Consider the following 21,885-nt stretch of genomic DNA (forward strand, 5'->3'; position numbering starts at 1 on the left):
CCCAAGGGTTGGGCTGTTCGCCCATTAAAGCGGTACGCGAGCTGGGTTCAGAACGTCGTGAGACAGTTCGGTCCCTATCCGTCGTGGGCGCAGGAAATTTGAGAGGAGCTGTCCTTAGTACGAGAGGACCGGGATGGACGCACCGCTGGTGTACCAGTTGTCTTGCCAAAGGCATAGCTGGGTAGCTACGTGCGGACGGGATAAGTGCTGAAAGCATCTAAGCATGAAGCCCCCCTCAAGATGAGATTTCCCATAGCGCAAGCTAGTAAGATCCCTGAAAGATGATCAGGTTGATAGGTCTGAGGTGGAAGCGTGGTGACACGTGCAGCTGACAGATACTAATCGATCGAGGACTTAACCAAATTGAAAAGCGGAGAAAGCCCGCATAAACCGGTAGGATGATGGAGCTTCTGGCGGAAGAGACGGATGTCTCAGACAGAAGAAGCGAAGCAGCCGTACGGTTTGGCTTTCGCAGCCAGACAGCATGTATTGTTCCTGAATGCAAAATCTTCTTCTATTATCTAGTTTTGAAGGAACAACGTTCCTCATAGTTTGGTGGCGATAGCGAAGAGGTCACACCCGTTCCCATTCCGAACACGGCAGTTAAGCTCTTCAGCGCCGATGGTAGTTGGGGGTTCTCCCCCTGTGAGAGTAGGACGCCGCCAAGCAAACGAGAGGCCAGCAGAGATGCTGGTCTTTTTTGTGTGCAGAAATGGATATTTTATAAGAGCTAAATGAGTCCAGTAAACCAAAACCTGAATGGGGAGAACCAAGGAGGTCGATGATCGAAGAAGTGAGCACCGGCGTATACGGTGTACACGAGGAGCGGAAGTGCTGAAGCTGACAAAGAGATCCTACGGTTACCGCCATTCGGCAGTTAAGCATTCGCCGATTGCAGTTGGACTGCAAGGAGTGAGCCATTTTGATTAATACAAGAGAGTTACTTTTTATATAGATAGGAAACAGCTTGATTCTTTATGGTAAGATAATGAGTTTAAGCTCAGGGGAAATACAAATGAGCGGCTGCCGTTGGCATGCTCATTAGAGAAAGCAGGAGTTGTTACCACCGGCTACAGTACCTGTTTTTTAATGATTTTGTATAATTCATTATAAATAGGGCAATAAAGAAAATAAGTTGTTCTTTTAACAAAATGCTTGCAAAACCCCGAAAATAACCTTTATTAAGTGACAAATGCACAGAAGATATGATATGTTTTGGATTCTACATAAAATATTGAAAAAGAGGTGTTTTAATATGAATAAAACTGATTTAGTGAATGCAGTGGTTGAACAGGCTGAATTATCAAAGAAGGATGCTTCTAAAGCTGTGGATGTGCTTTTGGAGACGATTACTAATACTCTAGCTAAGGAAGAGAAAATCCAGTTAATCGGATTTGGCACATTTGAAGTGCGTGAGCGCGCTGCACGTACGGGCCGCAATCCTCAGACTGGGGAAGAATTGAACATTCCAGCTTCCAAGGTTCCTGCGTTTAAACCAGGCAAAGAGTTAAAAGAAGCTGTAAAGTAAGCTTATACCTGTTTAAAAGGCTCATAGGTTTTCCTATGGGCCTTTTTTGCGCCTTCTTAAAGGCTTGTCATTGAATTAAAGGAAGAGAGAGCCAGCATATTATTTTTACATAAGTCTTTAGGTTAGCGTTATTTCTGCCGAAATAAGATAGAGAGATTTTATTAAAAAGGGGAAAATTATTTGTACATGCAGGGACATTATAATTGGGGGTTTGTGTGCCTTTCAATATTGATTGCCGTATTTGCTTCGTTTACGGCACTTGATCTTGCAGGCAGAATAACCTTAGCCCGAAATGGGGCAAAAAAGCTATGGCTGATGGGCGGTGCAGTGACAATGGGCCTTGGTATCTGGTCCATGCACTTTGTGGCCATGCTGGCGTTTAGTTTGCCGGTAATGGTTAATTATGATGCTTCAATCGTTCTTTTCTCAGTTGCAGTGGCCATATTAGCCTCGTTTACAGCCTTGTTTGTCGTAAGCCGCGAGAGAATGGCAAATATTCATTTGCTGATCGGCGGGCTATTTATGAGCACCGCTATCATTTTGATGCATTATACCGGCATGATGGCTATGCAGATGCAGGCTGCTGTCCATTACAACAAGCTGCTGGTTACTTTATCCGTATTCATTGCTCTCGCTGCATCCTTGGCAGCGTTGAAGATCTCCTTTTTTTTCAGGGTGAAGTCGGGAAATCATTTTTTAGGAAAATTATTAAGTGCAATTGTGATGGGTTCCGCCATTTCTGGAATGCATTATACAGGAATGGCTGCAGCAAGCTATCGTGCCCAGGGACAAATGGTCCATCATATGGCATCAGGCGGGTTCCGAATGGATACAGCCATCCTGGCAGGAGGAATAGGTGCCGCCATTCTAACGATCCAGATTTTTGTTTTATTTTCTTCAGGAATGGACCGAAAGCTGGCCATCCAGAATAAAAGGCTCCAGGAAAGCCAGCAGCGGTATGATTCTCTTGTAAGGCATAACCTGGATATCATTTTTTCCTTGGATGCTTCCGGCAGCCTCTTAAGTTTTAATCCTTCTTTAACAGATGTATTGGGATATTCTGCAGAAGAAGTTCCATACCTTTCTTTTGATTCTCTGCTTTCTGAAGAAGAGGGATTGCGGGCAAGGAAGTACCTGACTAATACGATAAGCGGAATTCCTGAAAGATTTGATATCGAGGCAATCCATAAAAATGGAAATTCTGTCATGTTGAATGTGACGACTGTTCCGGTTTATATCGATAAAAAAATTGATGGCATTTATGGAATCGCTAAAGATATTACTGAACAGGTTAAGGCTCTGGAGATTATTCATAAGCAGGCATATCAGGATGATTTAACGTCCCTGCCAAACAGGCGCTCCTTCAGAGAACAGGTTTCCCGGGTGCTTCAAGAAATGGACCTAAGCAAATCAGCTGCCATTTTCCTGCTGGATATGGACCGGTTCAAGACAATTAATGATACGCTGGGACATTCTTATGGAGATTTGTTATTGGTGGAAATGGCCTCACGTTTTGAAAAGGCCATCGGTGCAAATGTATTCTTGGCAAGAATGGGCGGAGATGAGTTTACTTTGTTTCTCCCAAATATAAAGCATGTTTCGGAGGCTGAACAGCTGGCAGATAAACTGCTCAAATCTCTGAATGAGCCGTTTACGCTAAATCATCATGAAATATACACGACTGCAAGCATTGGGATTGCCATTTTTCCTCAAGATGGATCAGATATTGAAGAGCTGCTTAAAAAAGCAGATTTAGCTATGTACCTGGCAAAGGAAACGAGTAAGTCCAACTATCAGATTTACACAAAATCCATTGATAGCCGTTTAGATAAGATTCAATTGGAAGAAGAGATGAGAAGGGGAATTGAATCAGAGGGTGAATTTATCCTTCACTACCAGCCGAAGATTCATATAAAGTCTGAAGAGGTGACAAGCTTGGAGGCGCTGGTACGCTGGAATCATCCGCGGCTTGGATTTGTATCTCCTGCAGATTTTATCCCGCTAGCAGAAGAAACGGGTTTAATTGTTCCATTAGGCGAAAAAATATTAAGAATGGCCGTTGCACAGCTAAAAAAATGGCATGAACAGGGATTTTCCCATCTTCAGGTGGCTGTGAATGTGGCAACAAGGCAATTTATGGAGAACAGCTTTCTCAGCGAGCTGGAAACAATTCTGAAAGAGTATAATCTGGAGGGGAAATATCTGGAATTGGAGATTACAGAAAGCACGGCGATGAAAAATGTGAGCCGGGCCATTTATACGTTCAATAAGCTGAAGGAGATGGGCGTAGAAATTGCCATAGATGATTTCGGAACTGGTTATAGTTCTCTTGCTTATCTGAAGGATTATCCAATCAATACTCTTAAAATTGATCAGTCCTTCATAAGGAATTTGTCTGAAGGAAATACGGCTGGGACAGATGAAGCAATTACAGCTTCCATAATCAGCCTTGCTAAAAATATGCAGCTTAACATAGTGGCGGAAGGGGTAGAAACAGAAAACCAGCTGAATTTCTTAAAAGAAAATGATTGTGATACTGTGCAAGGCTATTTGTTCAGCAGGCCCCTTTCCGCTGAGGATCTCAAGAGAAGTTCCTGCAGAAACCCCTGTTGCAAACCTAGCGCAAAAAGAGCCATTTCATATGTACGGCACCCCAAAAGCTAGAGCTCTAACTTCTGGGGTGCCGTACATTCATATTGGCTCTTTTTATTTTGGGGTTTTGATGAAGGCTAGGCCTCCAAAGCACTATTTAGGTCATATTGCTCCAGGTCTATATCGGTTTCAAGCCCGAGTGCAAGCTTTGATAGCTGATAACCAATGTAGGGTCCCATTGTAAGGCCTGAAGCTCCAAGTCCGTTAGCGGCCAATATTCCCTCCCAGCCTGGCAGGGAACCGATAACAGGCAAAAAGCCCGGTGTAAAGGGGCGAAATCCAGTTCTGGCTTCAAGAAAGGAAGCTTTTTCGAGCCCAGGTGCAGAAAGTAAGGCCTTATTCAAGACTTCCTGCAATCCTCCAGCCGTAACCCGGCTGTCGTATTCTTCTGTATTTTCATGAGTTGCCCCGGCTACCAGCCTGTCTTCAAAGGCCAACAGATACTGATCACTTGGAGGCATGACGACGGGCCAGGTTTTTGTGCTTGTCCCAGGCAGCTTTAGATGAACGATTTGCGCCTTTTGGAAGGTGACTTGAAAATTTACTCCAAGGGGCTTCAGCAGCTGAGTTGCCCAGGCGCCGGCACAGACAATTACCATACCTTCCAGGACTTCACCATTCACGTTAGCCCCGATTACCTGTTTATCCTTAAAATTCAGAGATGCTGCTCCCTCTATAAAAACAGCACCGTTTTTTTCGGCAGCCCTGAGCAGGGAATCACGGAGAGCACGCCCATCAACACGTGACGCCCCGCTGACATGGACAGAACCGATTCCTTCTGCAAGAGGAGGGAAAAGGCTCTTTGTCTGCTCAGGATTAAGAATAGTGATATCACCCATCTCAGGAGCGTCTTCTTTTCGCTTTAATGCCCGTTCTTTCATGGCAATAAGCTTTTCGCTATCGCTGTGGAGGCTGATCGCGCCGACTTGTGCATATCCGGTATCTGTTTCACCGTCCTGTTTAAGGGACTCTATCAGATCCGGGTAAAACCTTGCACCTTCTTTTGCAAGCCTATACCAGGCTTTATTGCGGCGCTGCGACAGCCATGGACAAACAATGCCTGCTGCTGCATCAGTAGCCTGCCCCCTGTCTTTACGGTCAGCAATGACAACCTCTGCCCCGCTTTTGGCCAGCTGATAAGCCGTGGAAGCACCAAGGATTCCAGCTCCGATCACTATGTATCTCTGCATAAATAGACACTCTCTTCTTTATCAGCATCAGCACATGTTTCACAATGGCAATGCATTAATATGCTAAATATAGAGATTATCATAACATGGGGTCCTTGGTTTATCCAAAGGAAGAGGAAATCCATGCATGGTTGAATCAAAAAAATGGAATATTCTAAAATTTAATAGACAGCTGATTGACTGAATGCAGGAATCTTGTTACGATTTTCAATATGGCAAGTAGAGGAGGGCATTATGAATACAGTATCTGGCTTTTATTTAAAAGAATACGCTCAAAGCTTGGATAGAGATGATCCCCTTAAGGCATATAGGGATGAATTTTATACAAAGCCAGGCAGCATTTATTTGGACGGAAATTCATTGGGGCTTTTGTCAAAAAGAGCAGAAAAATCTCTGCTTAATACACTGAATGACTGGAAGACATATGGCATCGACGGATGGACACAGGGAAGCAATCCCTGGTTTTACTTATCAGAAAAAATGGGAGCGCTTTCAGCGCCCTTAGTTGGGGCATCATCTCCTGATGAAGTGATTGTCACAGGCTCCACAACGGTTAACCTTCATCAATTGCTGGCCACATTTTATAAACCTAAGGGAGACAGAAAAAAAATCTTGGCGGATGAATTAACGTTTCCTTCCGACATTTATGCCATGCACAGCCAGCTGGAAATGCATGGATATGATAAAACGAATTTGGTGCAGGTGAAGAGCAGGGACGGGCGATTCTTGGAAGAAGATGATATTATTGATCAAATGACGGAAGAAATTGCGTTAATTATATTGCCGACAGTCTTATACCGAAGCGGCCAGATTCTTGATATGGAACGTCTGACAGCAGAGGCGCATGAAAGGGGCATTATCATTGGGTTTGATGGCTGCCATTCTGTAGGAGCCATTCCGCACTATTTTGGCGAATGGGGTGTGGATTTTGCTTATTGGTGCAATTATAAGCATCTTAATGGAGGACCGGGAAGCGTTGGAGGCCTTTATGTGAATTCCAGGCATTTTGGAAGGAGCCCGGGGCTTGCAGGGTGGTTTGGATCTGATAAAAACAAACAATTCGATATGGAGCATCTGCTGACCCCGGCACAAAATGCAGGAGCGTACCAAATTGGGACCCCGCATGTGCTTAGCATCGCCCCTTTGATCGGTTCGCTCGAGATGTTCGGTGAAGCAGGAATTGATAGGATACGCCAGAAGTCCCTCCAAATTAATGAATATTTGATGAATCTGATTTCTTTTGAGCTTGGGAATATGGGCTTTTTTATCGGTAACCCAAGGGAGGATAGCCGCAGGGGCGCACATATCAGCCTGGAACATAAAGAAGCAGCGCGGATTTGCAAAGCCCTTAAGGCAAATGGAATCGTGCCGGATTTCAGGGCTCCTAATATCATTCGCCTGGCTCCGGTCGCCTTGTATACAGCCTACACAGATGTGTGGGAGGCAGTTCAGATTCTTAAGAAAATCATGATTGAGAAAGAATATGAAAACTTTAAGAATGAGCGGGACGTGGTTGCTTAAGACAAGGCAGGGAGGATGAAAATTGAATAGATATAAAAGCAGTAAGAATCCCCCTGAAAATGCGGGATTAAAAAGGGAAATGAGTACGAAGCAGCTGACCATGATCGCCATGGGATGCGCCATTGGGACTGGATTGTTCCTGGGAAGCGGCCTTGCCATTACGACTGCGGGCCCAAGCGTATTGGTGAGTTATGCCATTGGGGCATTTATTGTACTTTTATTAATGGGATGTTTAGCTGAAATGACGGTCGCCTACCCTACCTCGGGCTCCTTTGGGACCATTGCTGAGAAATATGTCAGCCCCATGGCGGGATTTCTGGTCCGCTATTCGTACTGGATTGCCAATGTGCTGGCAGTCGGTGTGGAGATAAGCGCCAGCACGGTGTATATGAAATATTGGTTTCCTGCAGTTCCGCAGATATGCTGGATTTTATTATTTGCCATCCTGTTAATCTATGTAAATTTGAAAAGTGTACATACCTTTGCAACTTTTGAATACTGGTTTTCAATGATTAAAATCAGCGCCATTATTTTATTCATTCTGCTGGGGATATATGTATTAACCGGTTCTTCACATGCTGAAATGGGGCCAGGACATTTGACAAATGACGGAGGCTTTCTCCCATTTGGAGTAAGAGGAATGTGGATAGCTGTATTCATTTCCCTATTCAGTTTTCTTGGGACAGAGTTAATTGCAGTTACGGCCGGGGAAACAAAGGATCCTGATACGGCTGTACCGAAAGCTTTGAAAGCAACGGTGTTCAGGCTTTCGCTGTTTTATGTAGTGACTATCGGGATCATGCTGATGATTGTTCCATGGAAGTCTGCCGGCATCGATCAGAGTCCGTTTGTTAAGGTCATGGAAATACTAAAGATTCCTTATGCATCCGGAGTCATGAATTTTATTGTTTTGACTGCTGCTTTATCCGCTATGAATAGCCAGCTTTATGCCTCGACAAGGATGATTTTTTCCTTGTCTCGCGAAGGCTCGGCTCCGGCCGTTTTCGGCAGGGTAAATAAACATGCAGTACCGAAGAATGCGCTGGCTGTCTCAACCGCAGGGATTTTTCTTGCAGGGATTGTCAGCGCCCTTAAACCGGACACCTCTTATTCTTTCATGATGGGCATTTCCATGTTCGGTGCCATTTTTACCTGGTTCATGATATTTGTTTCACATTTGTTTTTCAGGCAACAATGGGAGAGAAATGGCGGGAGGAAATTGCCGGTGAGAATGATGGGATATCCGTACCTGCCTTTGTTAGGAGCATTTCTTTTGCTTTGCCTCATTGTCACTACATGGTTTACCGATTTTAAGATTCTGCTTCAGTTTGGTGTTCCATGGCTTTTATTTTTGTCACTGATTTACTGGATCAGTAAAAAGCGAAAGCGCAGATCAGTTTAAGCATTCATGCAGAAAAGGGGATTTCCGGGATGGAAAAAGGCAATCAAGGAAAGGAAAATCAACTCCATACAGATTTTGAAAAAGAAATGTCATATGGAGATTATCTTCAACTTGATAAAATCCTTACGAGCCAGCATCTCTTGTCAGATCATCATGATGAAATGCTTTTTATCGTAATCCATCAAGCAAGCGAGCTATGGATGAAGCTTGCGATTCATGAATTGACTGCCGCAACGGATTGTATCATGGATAATAATCTTGAGCCTTCATTTAAAATGCTTTCCAGGGTGTCGAGGATTCAGCAGCAGCTGACCCAATCCTGGAGCGTCCTGTCTACCCTGACACCCTCTGAATATATGGAATTCAGGGACAAGCTAGGACATTCCTCCGGTTTTCAATCCTATCAAAACCGGCTCATCGAATTTGCACTTGGCAGCAAAAACTCTAAAATGCTATCTGTCTATCAGCATGATGAAAAACTGATGCAAATTATGCAGACAGCCCTGCATGCGCCAAGCATTTACGATGCTGCCATCGGGGCACTTTCCCATAAGGGGCTGCACATAGATGAAGATGTGCTTAATCGCGATTATTCTGAGCCCTATCAGCATAATAAAAGTGTAGAGGATGCATGGCTTACTGTTTATCAAAATGTCGGGCAGTATTGGGATTTATATGAACTGGGAGAAAAGCTGTCAGATATCGGCAGCCAGCAGCAAATTTGGCGATTTAACCACATGACAACGGTCGAACGGATTATTGGGCATAAGCAGGGCACAGGGGGATCTTCAGGAGTGACCTACTTAAAAAGAGTGCTGGACCAGGGGTTTTTTCCTGAAATATGGAGCCTTAGAACCCGGTTATAGAAATAATCCGCAGCGCGAGTTCAAAAAAGGAGAGGTATCCAAATGAATAAATGGATAGATATTTCCCAGAAGCTTAATGAAAGGGTTGCTGTTTGGCCGGGAGATACTGCGTTTTCCTATCAGCGGAATTGGACAAAAGAAGAAAGCGGATCTGTTAATGTCGGACAGCTGACTATGAGTATACATACCGGCACACATATTGATGCCCCTTTTCATTTTGACGATGAAGGAAAAAAGACGGGTGAATTGGATTTAGAGCTGTATATCGGAAAAGCCCGGGTCATTCATCTCCTTGGCAGGAATTCCATATCCACCCTGGATGTTAGCCAGTTTAATCTAGAGGGAGTGATGCGCCTCTTGATTTATACGGGCTCCTGGAAGGACAGAAGTGTTTTCCCCGATTCGATCCCGCCGATTGAACCGGATTTGGCCGTGTGGCTTGCGGATAAAGGCGTCCGTCTGCTTGGCCTTGATTTGCCTTCTGTAGATCCAATAGACAGCAAGGAACTGCCTGCACATCATGCCCTTTCAAAAAATGGGGTGCATATTCTAGAAGGGCTCGTACTTGATAAGGTGCCTCCCGGAGATTATGAACTTGCAGCCCTGCCTCTTTATTTAGCGGATGCAGATGGAAGTCCGGTCCGGGCGGTTTTGAGAGAATTGTAGACTACAGGCAGCGAAAAAAGCCAGGAAATCCTGGCTTTTTTGTTTTGCTAAATGGCAGTTGAACCTGATATGGAGTGCTCGGTTATTTTGTTAGAATAAAATGCATCCAAATGCCGTATTTTAACAGTAAACATATTAAAGGAGGATGAACAAGCATGTGGAAATCGCACATAGGATTTCTCCGGGGAATTGGGCTGATTGAGGGCGTTTCATATTTAGTTCTGCTTTTTATTGCCATGCCGCTAAAATATTTTGCACATGTTCCTATCTTTGTCAGGATTTTCGGAATGGCCCACGGTGTATTGTTTGTGCTATTTGTCCTTGCCCTTATTGGGGTATGGAGCAAGCATCGATGGTCCCTAATTCGAGTGTTAGGAGCATTTACTGCTTCATTGCTGCCTTTCGGTACATTTCTTTTGAATGGGCGCCTGCCAAAAGATTGAGTAAAAAAAATTATACAGCGTCTCAAAAAACAACAATTCAAGAAGTGGGCATAAGCTCACTTTTTTACTTTTCAGCGGGGAATACAGTAAAATGAGAAAAAAGGGAGGCAGACAATGGGACATGCACAGATTATCGAAAGCAGATTAGAAAAGGAGCAAAACCGCTATATTTTTCTCGGTTTATACACAGCGGATGACTATACCAGCTCTGTGACTGGGGATTTCGTCTTTATCCATTGGCTCGATAATGAAGGAGTGAATGGGGTAATAAAAGGCACTGCGCACTTTGAGGAATATTGGATGAATGAGATGGATCCGAGCAGGCAGCAAGAAGTGAAGCAGCAAATAAATGCATCCGTTAAAGACTATCTCAGAGAAAATAGATTGAAGTTTATGCTGGAAGGATATAACGTCGGCTTAAGATTAGGGGAGAATTAAATTCTCCTCTTTTTTTATGGCTTTGTTAATCCTGCCTGCTCAAGGGTCTTCTGGACCGTTATCGATACACAACCATTATTGTCCTTGGTTGTTTTCGTAAACTTTGCTGCTATTGAACAAGTGGGGTGATTTCCGCCCCGGGATGCTCGCTTTCCGCGGGGCGGTCGGTTTCACCATTGCTGCATCCCTTTTCCTAATATGGAGTATGTGTTAAGGGAGCTTAAAAATAAAGGAATATTGTTAGGCATCATAACAAATGGATTCACTCGATTCCAAATGCTGAATATTCAGGCCCTAGGGATTGAGGGGCATATGGATATCATTCTGGTGTCAGAACAAGAAGGAATTAAAAAACCTCAAGCAGAAATCTTTATTAGAGCATTAGAAAGGTTATATGTTCGCCCAAAAGAAAGCGTGTATGTTGGAGATCATCTGGAGAATGACGTAATAGGTGCCAGGAATGCAGGTTTGAATGCTATATGGATAGTTAGTGGCTTGCTGGGCAGCCTGTTCACAGATGACTATGTGATGAATGTTTTAAAAGAGCTGCTGCATCTGGCTGATACCTTATAAAAAAATTAATTGGCCTGCTAAAACGGGTGTTAAGTATTCTGGATGTATATGAAAGGGGATGAAGGAATGAAGTTTTACATCGGTTCAAGTTTTCAAAATATAAAACAAGTTAGACGCGTTGCAAAAGTACTAATACTTAAAGGATTTATACACACCTATGATTGGACTGAAAATGAAAGAGCAGATACTCTTGATAAGCTGCAAAGCATAGGAGAAGAAGAAAAGCAGGCTGTTACGGAATCTGATTTTGTAATTATTCTTCTGCCAGGAGGGAAAGGAAGTCATATTGAGTTAGGCATTGCACTCGGGTTAGGCAAACCCTTATATTTGTATTCTCCTTCAGATGAGATTAATGATCCCGCTGAATCAAGTACGTTTTACCATATTTCAGGAGTAAATAAGTTTACAGGCAGCTTAGATGACTTTCTGCTTCACTTGTTAAAACATGAATTAGTACCGGACTATCAGTAATGCATTAAAACCCCAAAGAAAATTCTTTTTATTGCATCAGAGACTGAATTAATACTCGTGGTACATATTATACAGCTTTTTATATTTCACAGTGATTTCTTCAAGGAAAGCCTGAAGCTGCCTATATTTCTGCAGGGGAGCTTTTGCGCCGAATCTTTCATCGAGTTCTATAAGTTCAATCTGGTGCCAATTACTGAGGTCGTCTTTCTCCAGCAAATGAAGGTTTTTATGGACGATTGCCCGGATCCTGTTAATAAGGTCATTCCATTTTTCCGCATCCTGAATGACAGGGATATCATCTTCAGGAATGATTGCCCCGTCAAGGGCTCCTTTTGAAGCCGTATAAAAGCTGTTCTTGAGCTTCTCCATATGAGTCAAACTGATGCTGAACAGCTCGTTATATACCTCTTTTAGCTTTTGTTCATTGATTACTTGTTTTTTTAATCTTTTTCCTTGTGAGTTCTCTTTTATATATAGTAAAAGTGTAGTGAATATCGTGGTTATCAATGGAATAAGCAGGATGTTTATCATGATTGTGCCGCCTTCCTTAATTGACGATTCCCTCAAATGGCAGGTTGTAAAGAGTATATGCCCCGGGCTCCGATAGATGATTGATGGAAGAATGGACAGCATAAAAAAAACCCTGCAGCAATAATGCAGGGGGAGACTTATCGCAGTTAAAAAAAGAGTGCTTACTTCACAATGATAACCGGACACTCTGCACTTTGGGCAACACGGTGGCTTATGCTTCCAAGCAGGGCTTCCTTAATGATGCTTTTTCCGGTGGTGCCCATCACAATTGCATCATAGTGGTGCTCTGCAGCAAAATCTCTGATAATCTGTGAGGGATCTCCTTCAAAGTTATGTGTTTCATACGAAATGCCTGATTCAGACAAAAATTGTATAGCAGGTTTTAGGATATCCTGATTTTCTTCATCCATTAATTGATCAAGATCCATGTAAGCTGGTTCCTGCAGCGGAAGATTTCTTGTCACATGAAGAATGGACAATTTTTCTGAGTTCAATGCTTTTGCGAGTGATGCTGCATGCATCAAAGCCCGTGATGAAGATGCAGAACCATCAAATCCTACTAAAATCTTTTTATACATATAAACTCCTCCTTTTATAATGCTCTGTATTCATGAATGCTGATTTCCGCTCCTATCACAATTTGCCAAAATGTATTTGAGCTGTAACAGGGCTGTGTTAAGAATTAAACGCTATAAATATGTATAACAGAAATGTTCCTTCAGGGAAAATATACCCTAAATCCTCTACACCTAACCGCCAGCCTGTTAATTCTTGAAACATGGAATAATACTTAGGGGTGAAAGGAAGAGGCTCTTTTCTTAAAGATTGTTGTTTTTTAATGAGTTCTTTGAGGCGTTCCATTGTTAATCGATTCGATTGGAGCGAGCATTCTGGAGCGGAAATCATCCCCTTGTTCCATAGCAACAAAGTTTATGAAACAGCCAAAGAAAAAATAGTGCTGTCGAGCATGAAAGAAGCCAGTCCTAAAAAATTAAGGACTGGCCAGTTTATTCTGTACTAACAATAAATAAGCGATGCGTATTAGAAACCTCTTTTGGAGTTTTTACTTAAAATGGGTATTTTCTTGCTTCTCTTTGGACAGTGACCCACTTGGCACTGGTGAATTCTTCAAATCCCCATTCTCCGCCATATCGGCCGAGCCCGGATGCTTTTTCTCCGCCAAATGGGGCGTTAGGAGAAGAATTAACAGTCTGGTCGTTAACATGAGCCATTCCGCTTTCAATTTGACGGGCAAACTCTATTCCACGCTCAAAATCCTGAGTGAAGACTGCACCTGACAGTCCATATTCTGTGTCATTGGCCATCTCAAGAGCCTCTTCTTCCGAGTCAAAAGGAATAATGATTGCTACAGGCCCGAAGATCTCTGTCTGAGCCAGTTTTGATTTGTTGTCTACATCAGCAAATACAAAAGGAGTAAGGATATTTCCAGCATGCTTTCCTTCCAATACAAGATTGTTTCCTTCTTTTTTTCCTTCTTCTACAATGTTCAATATTTTCTTGAGCTGGTTATCGTTAATGATTGGTCCGATAATGACTTTCGGATCAACAGGGTTTCCATAAGGAAGCTCACTCGCTCTTTGGACATAACGGTCAACGAATTCCTTATAATGCTTGCGATGGACCAGAATACGATTGGTTATCATGCAAATCTGGCCTTGATGAATGAATTTGCCGAAAATCGCTGCATCAATGGCCTGATCTATATCGGCATCCTCTAATACTACAAGGGGACTGTTTCCTCCAAGCTCTAAGGCTGCCTTTTTGAGATGCTGGCCGCACAAAGCTCCGATATGGCGCCCGACTGCTGTTGAGCCAGTAAAGGAAATAACCTGGGGAATAGGGTGCTCTACAAAATAATCCCCGACTTCTTCAATGGCAAACGTAAGCACGTTCAGGACACCCTTCGGCAGCCCTGCCTGCTCAAAAACCTCTCCAATGATATACCCGCCTGAAATTTGCGTTTGCAAATCAGGTTTAAGAACAACGGCATCGCCTACCGCTATAGCAGGTGCAACTGCCCTCATTGAGAGAAATAGCGGGTAGTTAAATGGAGAAATGATGCCCACTACACCTGCAGGCTTATGGAAAACAAGACTTTCTTTGCCTGGCATGCTTGAAGGGAGAGAGACGGGATTCTCCATGCGTTCGCTGTAATTTGCGGCATCTTTAATCATTTCGATGATGTTGATGACTTCACCTGTTGCCTTCAATACGGAGCTTCCTGTTTCTTTTGAAATAATCTCGATGATTTCCTGTGTTCGTTCCCCGAATATTTCTGCTGCACGAAAAAGGATCTCTTTTTTTTCTGCAGAAGGGACCTTTGCCCAGGTTTTCTGTGCTGATTGGCAGCTTCATAAGCTTCATTAACATCTTCTTTATTTGATAATTTAACAGAAGCAATAACCTCTTTATCAAATGGGTTGACGTTATCATACATTAATTGGCTGCTGCCATTACGCCATTCACCGTTTATAAATTGCTTAGAATATTTGTTTAACATCTATTTGACCTCCTAGGACTTATGCTTATTGGAATCTATCTTCTATCGGGTTAAAGGAGACTTCACTAGTCATTATAGAGGGTTATACCAATAGTGTATAATACATAATTCATTATATAATAATAGTATCAAGTCTATTAGAGAAAGCAGTTGAAAACAATTGGAATTATTACAGCTTAAGTACTTTCAAACCGTGGCACGGCTTGAGCATATGACACATGCAGCTATGGAGCTGAAGATTGCCCAGCCATCTTTAAGCAAAACAATCTCCCGCCTTGAGGAAGATTTAGGTGTTCCATTATTTGACCGTAAAGGGAGGCAGATTAAGCTGAATCATTACGGAAAAACCTTTTTAACAAGAGTAGATCGTATATTCATGGAGCTTGGAGAAGCCAAGAGGGAACTGGAGTATTTATCAGGACTTCATCTCGGAATGGTGCAGCTTGCTATCTCCATCCCCAGTATCTTGCCAGATTTAATCAGCTCGTTTTTAGCACAGCATAAAAATGTCTTTTTTCAGCAGCTGGTAGCAGGAAATGAATCCATGGTCCATTTGCTGGAAAAAGGGGAAATAGATATGTGCATTTCTTCTACACCGATTGAAGGCTCAGACATTGAATGGATTCCGCTGTTAACGGAGGAGATTTATTTAATGGTTCCTGAAAATCATCATTTAGCAGGAAGAGAAAGTATTGATCTAGAGGAAGTGAAAAATGAGGCATTCATCAGCTCAAATACCGGATTGGGAGTGAGAAGCATTACGGATTATTATTGCCGGGAAGCAGGCTTTGTTCCTAGAATTTCCTTTGAGGGAGATGAAACGATGGTGATTGCAAGGCTGGTTCAGCAAGGGCTTGGAGTTGCCTTTGTTCCAGCCTTGATTTGGCATATAGCACCCCATAAGTCCGTATCCCTGCTGCGTATTAAAAAACCTGTTTGCGAGCGGACCATTGGTGCCGGAAGATCCAAACGAAGGCATCCTTCTATTGCTGCTTCGAACTTCTTTGAGCATGTGATTGATTATTTTGCTGGTATCTCTTCCAGGATTACAAGAAACCTTTAGAGAAAGCAAGAAAGAAGACATTAAGCTGTCTTCTTTCCTGTATCTTACTATCCTTTACCACCTGTGAGCCTTTGCATTGCTTCTTAGTATAATGTTTGTCTGCGACATCGCAGTATGTCCATTTACTTGAGAGTTTGAACGCTTAGGTCTTGTCCAATTATGGTGAAACTGCTGTGAATGCGGATCTAGATGTTCTCTATAACTCATTCTAAGATCACCTCATCATTAGGATTGGATAGCAGGAAATCTTTGATATTGCATCAATATCATTTAAGAGTATGTGATAAATGCCTGAAAAAAATACATAGCTATTCATGTGGATTAAATCATGTTTAGTGAAGTACCCTTAAGCTTCTTTTTTGATATTATGAAGATCGTTGAAGACGATGCCAGTCAAAATATATTGAAGATACATACAGTCATTTAAGTTTTTTTTGCTGATATACTGCAGGTTAACAAGCAGGTCGTTAAGCTGTTCTTTACTTAAATGTGTTAAGAGCAAATTAATGGCCTTTGTTTTGCTGATTTTTATATGTTCTTTTCGATTGGCCTTTATAGCCATTTCTTTAAACGGGGAAATATAGAGAGTAAGCAAGTCCTTCATCTCATTTGTGGTCAGCCTGTCGAATGTCCATTTCTCCATTTGCCGTCTCCTTCTTTCAGGGCATATTTTTAAAATGTTTTAATTTTCTTTATATTTCCATACCCCTTATCAGCAGATTCAATCAAATTTCGCCCCAGAATTATTGTGATATAAAAAAATGGTAGTAAAGACTTGTGCATATGGTATGTGTAAATTTGAAAAATACCACAAAAAGGATATTTTAACCTTCCTATTACATGTACTAGCTGTCGCGGAAAATAACCTGCTTGGGAACTGGAATAGATTTCAGTTTAATATTTGAGAGCTGTCTGGAGATCCAGCTGGAGATAACTGCCCATAAAATCAGGCTGGCTAGGAAGATTCGGGCTGATAAAAGCTTTATTTTAGATCATTAATGAAAAAGAGATAACTAAATAACGCATGATTCCCCTTCTTTCTGCCGCTTGATCTGCTTTTTGACAAATTTCAGTCCTTATCGTCGGTTTTTGTTTATATCATCTTGGCAGCTGTGGTGTTAATATTAAGAAAAATCTAAATATTATTACGGGTCACTTTTATTGAATGGAGTCCCTCCTAATAATAGAAAGGGCGATTTAATGAAAGAGCTTATAAAAGGCATGGTGCAGGAGCTTTCTAAAAGACCATTGTCTCAAAGCGCAGTTGTCCATACATTTAAACTTAATCAAGAAGATATTGTGTCTGTGTCATATGACAATAACATTTCAATATATCATTTAAATCTTATAAAGAAGCAGCAAGTGGTCTATTGTTTCGACGAACATGAAGCGGCCGATATGATTATGCTCCAGCTTGCAAAATGCCATGAAAACTGACCATTCATGAGCAATCATAAATGTGCGGTTTTTTTTTTGCTGTTTTTGTAAACTTTGCGGTTATGAAACTAGGTGTTTGTTTTCCGCGGAGCAGGCGGTGGGCTTCCTCACTGCGCCTGCGGTGGACACTGGAAATGCTGAAGAAAATAAGCGTCTTCCACCGGAATCTGGGAATACTCAGTATCTTTTTTACAGAAGCATGAGAAATACTCCGCGTTATTTATTTGGGGATAAAACCCATATTAATCATCCGTTTAGCAGAGGTTCCCTTTGACTAGTATAGACAAATGGGATTGTTTTTTTGCAGTAAAACGTTCCTGAATATCAAGTTAAGCGATTAAGGATTCTAACTGGTTTGATGTATAGGCACATTGTCCGCTCTTGTTTTACAAAAACATTTCTTTATGATGTTTTAATAAATATTTAAGTTATACAGCGCTGTATAACCACAAAATACTTCAAGATTCAACAAAACAGTATTTACTGTTAAGAAACAGGGACAGAGTAGTGCATTCAGCCAAAGAAAGCTGGTCAGAAACTATCATTTAAGCATAAAGCAGTATACGCTGAAGCTCCACAACGCAGTACAGCCTAGAATGGTCCGTCTTTCAGCCATGCTTACAAAGCCGAGAAGTCCCTTGACCTTATGACGGGTCATATCCGTTCATATTTCTTTGAAAAAAAATCAAAGACTCTTTATGTCAATATCCCTGTAAATGAAAAATGAGATTTTGTAATCCGCTGATATAATAGGAGCCGGCTGCGATAAGCAGCCGGCTTTGTTTTGGTTTGTCAATTTTTTTAAACAATGGAAAAAGCGCATTTCATCGAGTCTGCCTGTTTAATGAATAGGCAAACAGATTTGTACTTCTGTGCCTTTTCCGATTTCGCTTTGAAAGGTCATTTTACCTTTATGAGCTTCTATGATCCTGTAGCTGACAGTCAATCCAAGGCCAGTGCCTTTTTCCTTGGAAGAATAAAAAGGCTCGCCTAAATGCCTGACCCGGTCTTCCTCAATGCCGCAGCCATCATCCTTAATGGTCATGATCACCCAGTCGCCTTTGGTGTCAAAGTCAATCCAGACATGCTGGGAGGAGGCTTCAATTGAATTTTTAATAATATTAATGAAAACCTGCTTCAAACCATTCGCTTCACAGGAAATGGGCGGGATGCTTTTTTTTGCATTAATTAGAAGCTCAGAGCTGTAGTAGGCAGCCTCTGGCTCAAGAAGGGTAGTCACATCGCCTAGCAGCTGGATAAGATTGTGTTTTTTAAAATGCGATTCCTGCGGTTTGGCGAGTACAAGAAGTTCGCTCACAATCTGGTTGATTCGATCAAGCTCGCTTAACATGATTGAGTAGTAGTTTTGATATTGTGTTTCATTATCCTTCAATAGCTGAACAAAGCCTTTCAGGGAAGTTAACGGGTTCCGGACCTCATGGGCTACACTCGCGGCAAGCTCGCCGACAACCGATAGCTTTTCTGTTTTCCTGAGGATGGCTTCAGTTTCCCGCATGGCTGTGACATCCTTGGCATAACCGATAATCCCGGCCATTTCTCCATCAATCAGGATAGGGACGAATGTGCAGGATAAAAGGAAGACCTCATCACTTACCGAATTGAACCGGAAGTCCCCGCTTGTAATGCCGGCTTTGCTTTCTTTTACGTAATCAATTGAACGCTTCAGATTAATTCTATCTTCGTGATCTGCAATAAAATTGCTGATGCAGACTCCGGAAAGCTGATTATGGGAGGATCCTGTGATGTTTCTGAATTTGGGATTGACGTTGGTGATATTTCCATGCAGATCCATCATGAAAACAGGATCAGGATTATAATCAAATAGGGATTTATACTGCTGCTGGCTGTCGGATAATTTCTTTTCAGCCTTTACCCGCTCAGTAATATCTCTTCCAATGACCACTAGAGCCCTTCTGGAACCATCTTCATGGAAAAGGGGAACCTTAATGGTGTCAAAGGTTTTAGTCTCTCCATCAGGCAGGGGGATCTTTTCTTCGCAGCGTGTTATATAACCTTTTTTCCAGGTTTCTTCATCAGAAATCTCGCAATAGAGCAATGCTTCATTATAAAAGCTTGTATAATTGGCTAACTCAGAATCCTTCTTACCTTTATAATCAACATGCTCCAGCTCAAATAGCCTTCTGCCAAAGTCATTTGCTTCTATCCATCTTCCATTTCCATCCTTGAAATTAACAAAATCCACCATTGAGTTGATTAAGGTCTGCAGTCGCTGCTGGTCTTCATCCAGTCCGTCTGATTTTTTCCTGGCAGCAATAAAAAAATGCAGCATAATTCCAGAGAATACTATGAATATAGCACTGAGGATAAATTGAATGAATGCTATCCCATTCAACTGTTGAAAAAAGAAGAGGAGAGAGAAGTCAAAGAGCAGGAAAACGGCAATACCCAATAAAATATAGATAAGCGAATTGTTATGTTTAATCATGATTGTTTCCCTCGATTTCCCAAACACTTGTACTAATAATAAAATTATTTTCAAATATACATTTTAACAGAAAAAAGATGGAAAAGATATACATCGTGCGAAAGGGACTCTGCTTGATCCGCAATTTTTCCTTAGAAGGTTTAGCGGAGCTTTGAAAAAGATAAGTAAAAAGCGGGCAGAATAGCTCTGCCCGCTTGATCATGAAGAAGCTTTACTGTAGTGAGGGGGGGTATCTTCTGTTAAACGATACTGCCCATTCCACGATTGCAGCCAGTTTTTCACTGCCGCTATCATGATAACCACACCCAGTACGAGCATGATGATGGAAAGTACGGCATTGAGCACGCTGTAACCTGCTGCATCTGTGTTTAAGTAAACATTTTTCACCATCCAGTAACCTGCATAGTTCACGGTTATATACAAATATGCCAGCGGAATCAGGCATGTCAGCATATATCTTCGCTTATCAGCCACTTTGAGGATAACGGTAGCTCCGATAATCAGGCCGATGGATGCCATCAGCTGATTGGAAACACCAAATAATGCCCAAACAGATCCGATATCTCCGGAAAATAACAGGTAGCCCCATAATAAGCATGCTAATGCACTAGCGAATATGTTCCCCGGAAGCCAGTCTGTATTTTTCATAGGTTTATAAAATGCCCCTGCAAAGTCCTGGATAATATAACGGGCAACCCTTGTACCGGAATCGATGGCAGTAAGGATGAATAGTGCTTCGAACATAATGACGAATTGAAAGAAGAAGGATGCAAGCTTTGAAAACCACGGGATATCCGTGAAAACATATGTCATTCCTACAGCAAGCGTTACAGCTCCGCCTGTGCGCCCTTCAAGATTTAGGCCGATTTCTTTGCTTAACGTTCCGAGGTTGACAGTATTCATTCCGAGTGTCTTGAAAACTTCCGGTGCAGAGTTAATGGCGAAATAGTCACCTGGATGCAGCGCTGTGGCAGCAACCAGGGCCATGATCCCGACGAGGCACTCTACGAGCATCGCTCCAAAGCCGATTGGTTTAATATCGCTCCAGCGGTCAAGCATTTTTGGTGTCGTGCCTGAACCCACAAAGGCATGAAACCCCGAGATTGCCCCGCAGGCAATGGTAATGGAGATGAAAGGCCAGACAGGACCATTCATAACAGGGCCGCCGCCTTTTATGAATTCCGTGAATGCAGGCATGTGCAGACTTGGATTTACAATAAAGACACCTGCGATAAGTGCTATAAAGACACCAATTTTCATGAAGCTGCTTAAATAATCACGAGGTGCCAAAAGAAGCCAGACAGGAAGCGCTGCCGCAAAAAATGCGTAAATTGGCAGAATGATGGATAGTGAGGTAATATCCAGCTTCAGAAAATCACCGAGAGCAGAATGCTGTATGTATGGTCCGGAAAAAACTGCGGCCAAAATCAGGATAAAACCAACAATGGTAGCTCCTTTTAAGTTTCCGGTTTTCTTATGATAGATGCCGACCCCCATTGCGATGGGAATCGTGATACCGACGGAAAACGTGCCCCAGGGGTTGTTTTCCAGTGCATGAAGTACGACCATGGAAAGCCCTGCCATCGTAATGGTTATGATGAAAAGCATAGCAAGTCCTGTACAGAAGCCGGCTACAGGCCCCAATTCTTTTTTTGCCACTTCGGCAAGTGATTGGCCATTCTGCCGCATCGATGCAAATAATACAACGGCATCGTGAACTGCACCGCCGATGACGGCGCCAATCAGCAGCCAGAGCAAGCCGGGGAGATAGCCGAATTGGGCGGCAAGGATTGGCCCGACTAAAGGGCCGGCAGCAGCAATAGCTGCAAAGTGATGCCCGAAAGTCACCCAGCGGTTTGTCGGTACATAGTCCTTTCCGTCCTCCAAGGCATGTGCAGGTGTCTGCTTGGAATCATCCAGTTTTAGTACTTTAGCAGCCATAAATGTGCCGTATAAACGATAAGCAATCATTAATATACAAATCGACCCGACAACCATAGTAATTGCATTCATTTCTCATGCCTCCCGTTACGATGTTATACGCTAACTATACCCCATGAAATAGAGTGTGATAGCGTTTTCAAAGCGACATGCCGGAAATGGAGGCTGAAATGCA

General features: G+C 42.5%; 18 protein-coding genes, 2 rRNA genes and 2 pseudogenes (1 of these 22 only partly in view). 14 read left to right on the forward strand and 8 right to left on the reverse strand.

Annotated elements, in window-relative coordinates:
- The 4 genes from ACN6MY_RS04855 to ACN6MY_RS04870 form a co-directional block, all read left to right on the forward strand.
- Positions 1-362, forward strand: a 23S ribosomal RNA gene (locus ACN6MY_RS04855) (it extends 2,570 nt beyond the left edge of the window).
- Positions 363-551: 189 nt separating this feature from the next.
- Positions 552-668, forward strand: a 5S ribosomal RNA gene (gene rrf / locus ACN6MY_RS04860).
- Positions 669-1,255: 587 nt separating this feature from the next.
- Positions 1,256-1,528: an HU family DNA-binding protein gene (locus tag ACN6MY_RS04865; RefSeq protein WP_071353067.1), complete on the forward strand. Its 273-nt coding sequence runs from the start codon at positions 1,256-1,258 to the stop codon at positions 1,526-1,528.
- Between the two features lie 186 nt (positions 1,529-1,714).
- A complete protein-coding gene (locus ACN6MY_RS04870; protein WP_419884074.1) occupies positions 1,715-4,192 on the forward strand; it encodes an EAL domain-containing protein in 2,478 nt (825 codons plus the stop codon).
- Positions 4,193-4,257: 65 nt separating this feature from the next.
- On the opposite strand, the gene ACN6MY_RS04875 is transcribed toward ACN6MY_RS04870, so the two are convergent.
- Positions 4,258-5,370: an NAD(P)/FAD-dependent oxidoreductase gene (locus ACN6MY_RS04875; protein WP_419882982.1), complete on the reverse strand. Its 1,113-nt coding sequence runs from the start codon at positions 5,368-5,370 to the stop codon at positions 4,258-4,260.
- Positions 5,371-5,604: 234 nt separating this feature from the next.
- Between ACN6MY_RS04875 and kynU the strand changes: the two genes are divergently transcribed.
- The 8 genes and pseudogenes from kynU to ACN6MY_RS04915 all read left to right on the forward strand — a co-directional run bounded on the left by kynU (position 5,605) and on the right by ACN6MY_RS04915 (position 11,750).
- The gene (gene kynU / locus ACN6MY_RS04880; RefSeq protein ID WP_419882983.1) at positions 5,605-6,891 is read left to right on the forward strand and encodes a kynureninase; all 1,287 of its coding nucleotides are present in this window, start codon (positions 5,605-5,607) and stop codon (positions 6,889-6,891) included.
- Between the two features lie 79 nt (positions 6,892-6,970).
- On the forward strand, positions 6,971-8,293 hold the full coding sequence (locus tag ACN6MY_RS04885; protein ID WP_419884075.1) for an amino acid permease: 1,323 nt from the start codon (positions 6,971-6,973) through the stop codon (positions 8,291-8,293).
- A 29-nt stretch (positions 8,294-8,322) separates the two neighbouring features.
- Complete coding sequence (kynA, locus tag ACN6MY_RS04890) at positions 8,323-9,159, forward strand: tryptophan 2,3-dioxygenase (protein ID WP_419882984.1); 837 nt, start codon at positions 8,323-8,325, stop codon at positions 9,157-9,159.
- A gap of 42 nt (positions 9,160-9,201) precedes the next feature.
- On the forward strand, positions 9,202-9,825 hold the full coding sequence (gene kynB / locus ACN6MY_RS04895; RefSeq protein WP_419882985.1) for an arylformamidase: 624 nt from the start codon (positions 9,202-9,204) through the stop codon (positions 9,823-9,825).
- Between the two features lie 155 nt (positions 9,826-9,980).
- On the forward strand, positions 9,981-10,268 hold the full coding sequence (locus ACN6MY_RS04900; RefSeq protein ID WP_071350532.1) for a DUF3817 domain-containing protein: 288 nt from the start codon (positions 9,981-9,983) through the stop codon (positions 10,266-10,268).
- Between the two features lie 114 nt (positions 10,269-10,382).
- Positions 10,383-10,706, forward strand: coding sequence for a hypothetical protein (locus ACN6MY_RS04905; protein WP_071350531.1), 324 nt, complete (start codon positions 10,383-10,385; stop codon positions 10,704-10,706).
- Positions 10,707-10,874: 168 nt separating this feature from the next.
- A pseudogene (locus ACN6MY_RS04910) lies at positions 10,875-11,279 on the forward strand (HAD family hydrolase); the annotation flags it as partial.
- 48 nt (positions 11,280-11,327) lie between these two features.
- Positions 11,328-11,750, forward strand: a complete 423-nt coding sequence (locus ACN6MY_RS04915; RefSeq protein ID WP_419882986.1) for a group-specific protein — start codon at positions 11,328-11,330, stop codon at positions 11,748-11,750.
- Positions 11,751-11,798: 48 nt separating this feature from the next.
- On the opposite strand, the gene ACN6MY_RS04920 is transcribed toward ACN6MY_RS04915, so the two are convergent.
- The 3 genes and pseudogenes from ACN6MY_RS04920 to ACN6MY_RS04930 form a co-directional block, all read right to left on the reverse strand.
- Positions 11,799-12,281 carry a hypothetical protein gene (locus tag ACN6MY_RS04920; RefSeq protein ID WP_419882987.1) on the reverse strand — a complete coding sequence of 161 codons (483 nt, stop codon included), beginning with the start codon at positions 12,279-12,281 and terminating at the stop codon, positions 11,799-11,801.
- 161 nt (positions 12,282-12,442) lie between these two features.
- Positions 12,443-12,859: a universal stress protein gene (locus ACN6MY_RS04925; protein ID WP_071350528.1), complete on the reverse strand. Its 417-nt coding sequence runs from the start codon at positions 12,857-12,859 to the stop codon at positions 12,443-12,445.
- Between the two features lie 489 nt (positions 12,860-13,348).
- Positions 13,349-14,802, reverse strand: a pseudogene (locus tag ACN6MY_RS04930) (aldehyde dehydrogenase family protein).
- Between the two features lie 160 nt (positions 14,803-14,962).
- On the opposite strand from ACN6MY_RS04930, the gene ACN6MY_RS04935 reads away from it, so the two are divergent.
- A complete protein-coding gene (locus ACN6MY_RS04935; RefSeq protein WP_419882988.1) occupies positions 14,963-15,865 on the forward strand; it encodes a LysR family transcriptional regulator in 903 nt (300 codons plus the stop codon).
- Between the two features lie 54 nt (positions 15,866-15,919).
- Here the strand turns inward: ACN6MY_RS04935 and ACN6MY_RS04940 are convergent, their stop codons facing one another.
- Together ACN6MY_RS04940 and ACN6MY_RS04945 are read right to left on the reverse strand one after the other, a co-directional pair.
- Positions 15,920-16,072: a YpzG family protein gene (locus ACN6MY_RS04940; RefSeq protein ID WP_083392062.1), complete on the reverse strand. Its 153-nt coding sequence runs from the start codon at positions 16,070-16,072 to the stop codon at positions 15,920-15,922.
- A 139-nt stretch (positions 16,073-16,211) separates the two neighbouring features.
- Positions 16,212-16,508, reverse strand: coding sequence for a hypothetical protein (locus tag ACN6MY_RS04945; protein WP_419882989.1), 297 nt, complete (start codon positions 16,506-16,508; stop codon positions 16,212-16,214).
- Between the two features lie 557 nt (positions 16,509-17,065).
- On the opposite strand from ACN6MY_RS04945, the gene ACN6MY_RS04950 reads away from it, so the two are divergent.
- Positions 17,066-17,302, forward strand: a complete 237-nt coding sequence (locus tag ACN6MY_RS04950) for a hypothetical protein (protein WP_419882990.1) — start codon at positions 17,066-17,068, stop codon at positions 17,300-17,302.
- 841 nt (positions 17,303-18,143) lie between these two features.
- Here the strand turns inward: ACN6MY_RS04950 and ACN6MY_RS04955 are convergent.
- Both ACN6MY_RS04955 and cstA read right to left on the reverse strand, forming a co-directional pair.
- Positions 18,144-19,769, reverse strand: a complete 1,626-nt coding sequence (locus ACN6MY_RS04955; RefSeq protein WP_419882991.1) for a PAS domain S-box protein — start codon at positions 19,767-19,769, stop codon at positions 18,144-18,146.
- 198 nt (positions 19,770-19,967) lie between these two features.
- Positions 19,968-21,782, reverse strand: a complete 1,815-nt coding sequence (gene cstA / locus ACN6MY_RS04960) for a carbon starvation protein CstA (protein ID WP_419882992.1) — start codon at positions 21,780-21,782, stop codon at positions 19,968-19,970.
- Positions 21,783-21,885: the final 103 nt, after the last annotated feature.

The sequence above is a fragment of the Peribacillus sp. B-H-3 genome, from assembly GCF_048572925.1.
GTDB lineage: Bacteria > Bacillota > Bacilli > Bacillales > DSM-1321 > Peribacillus.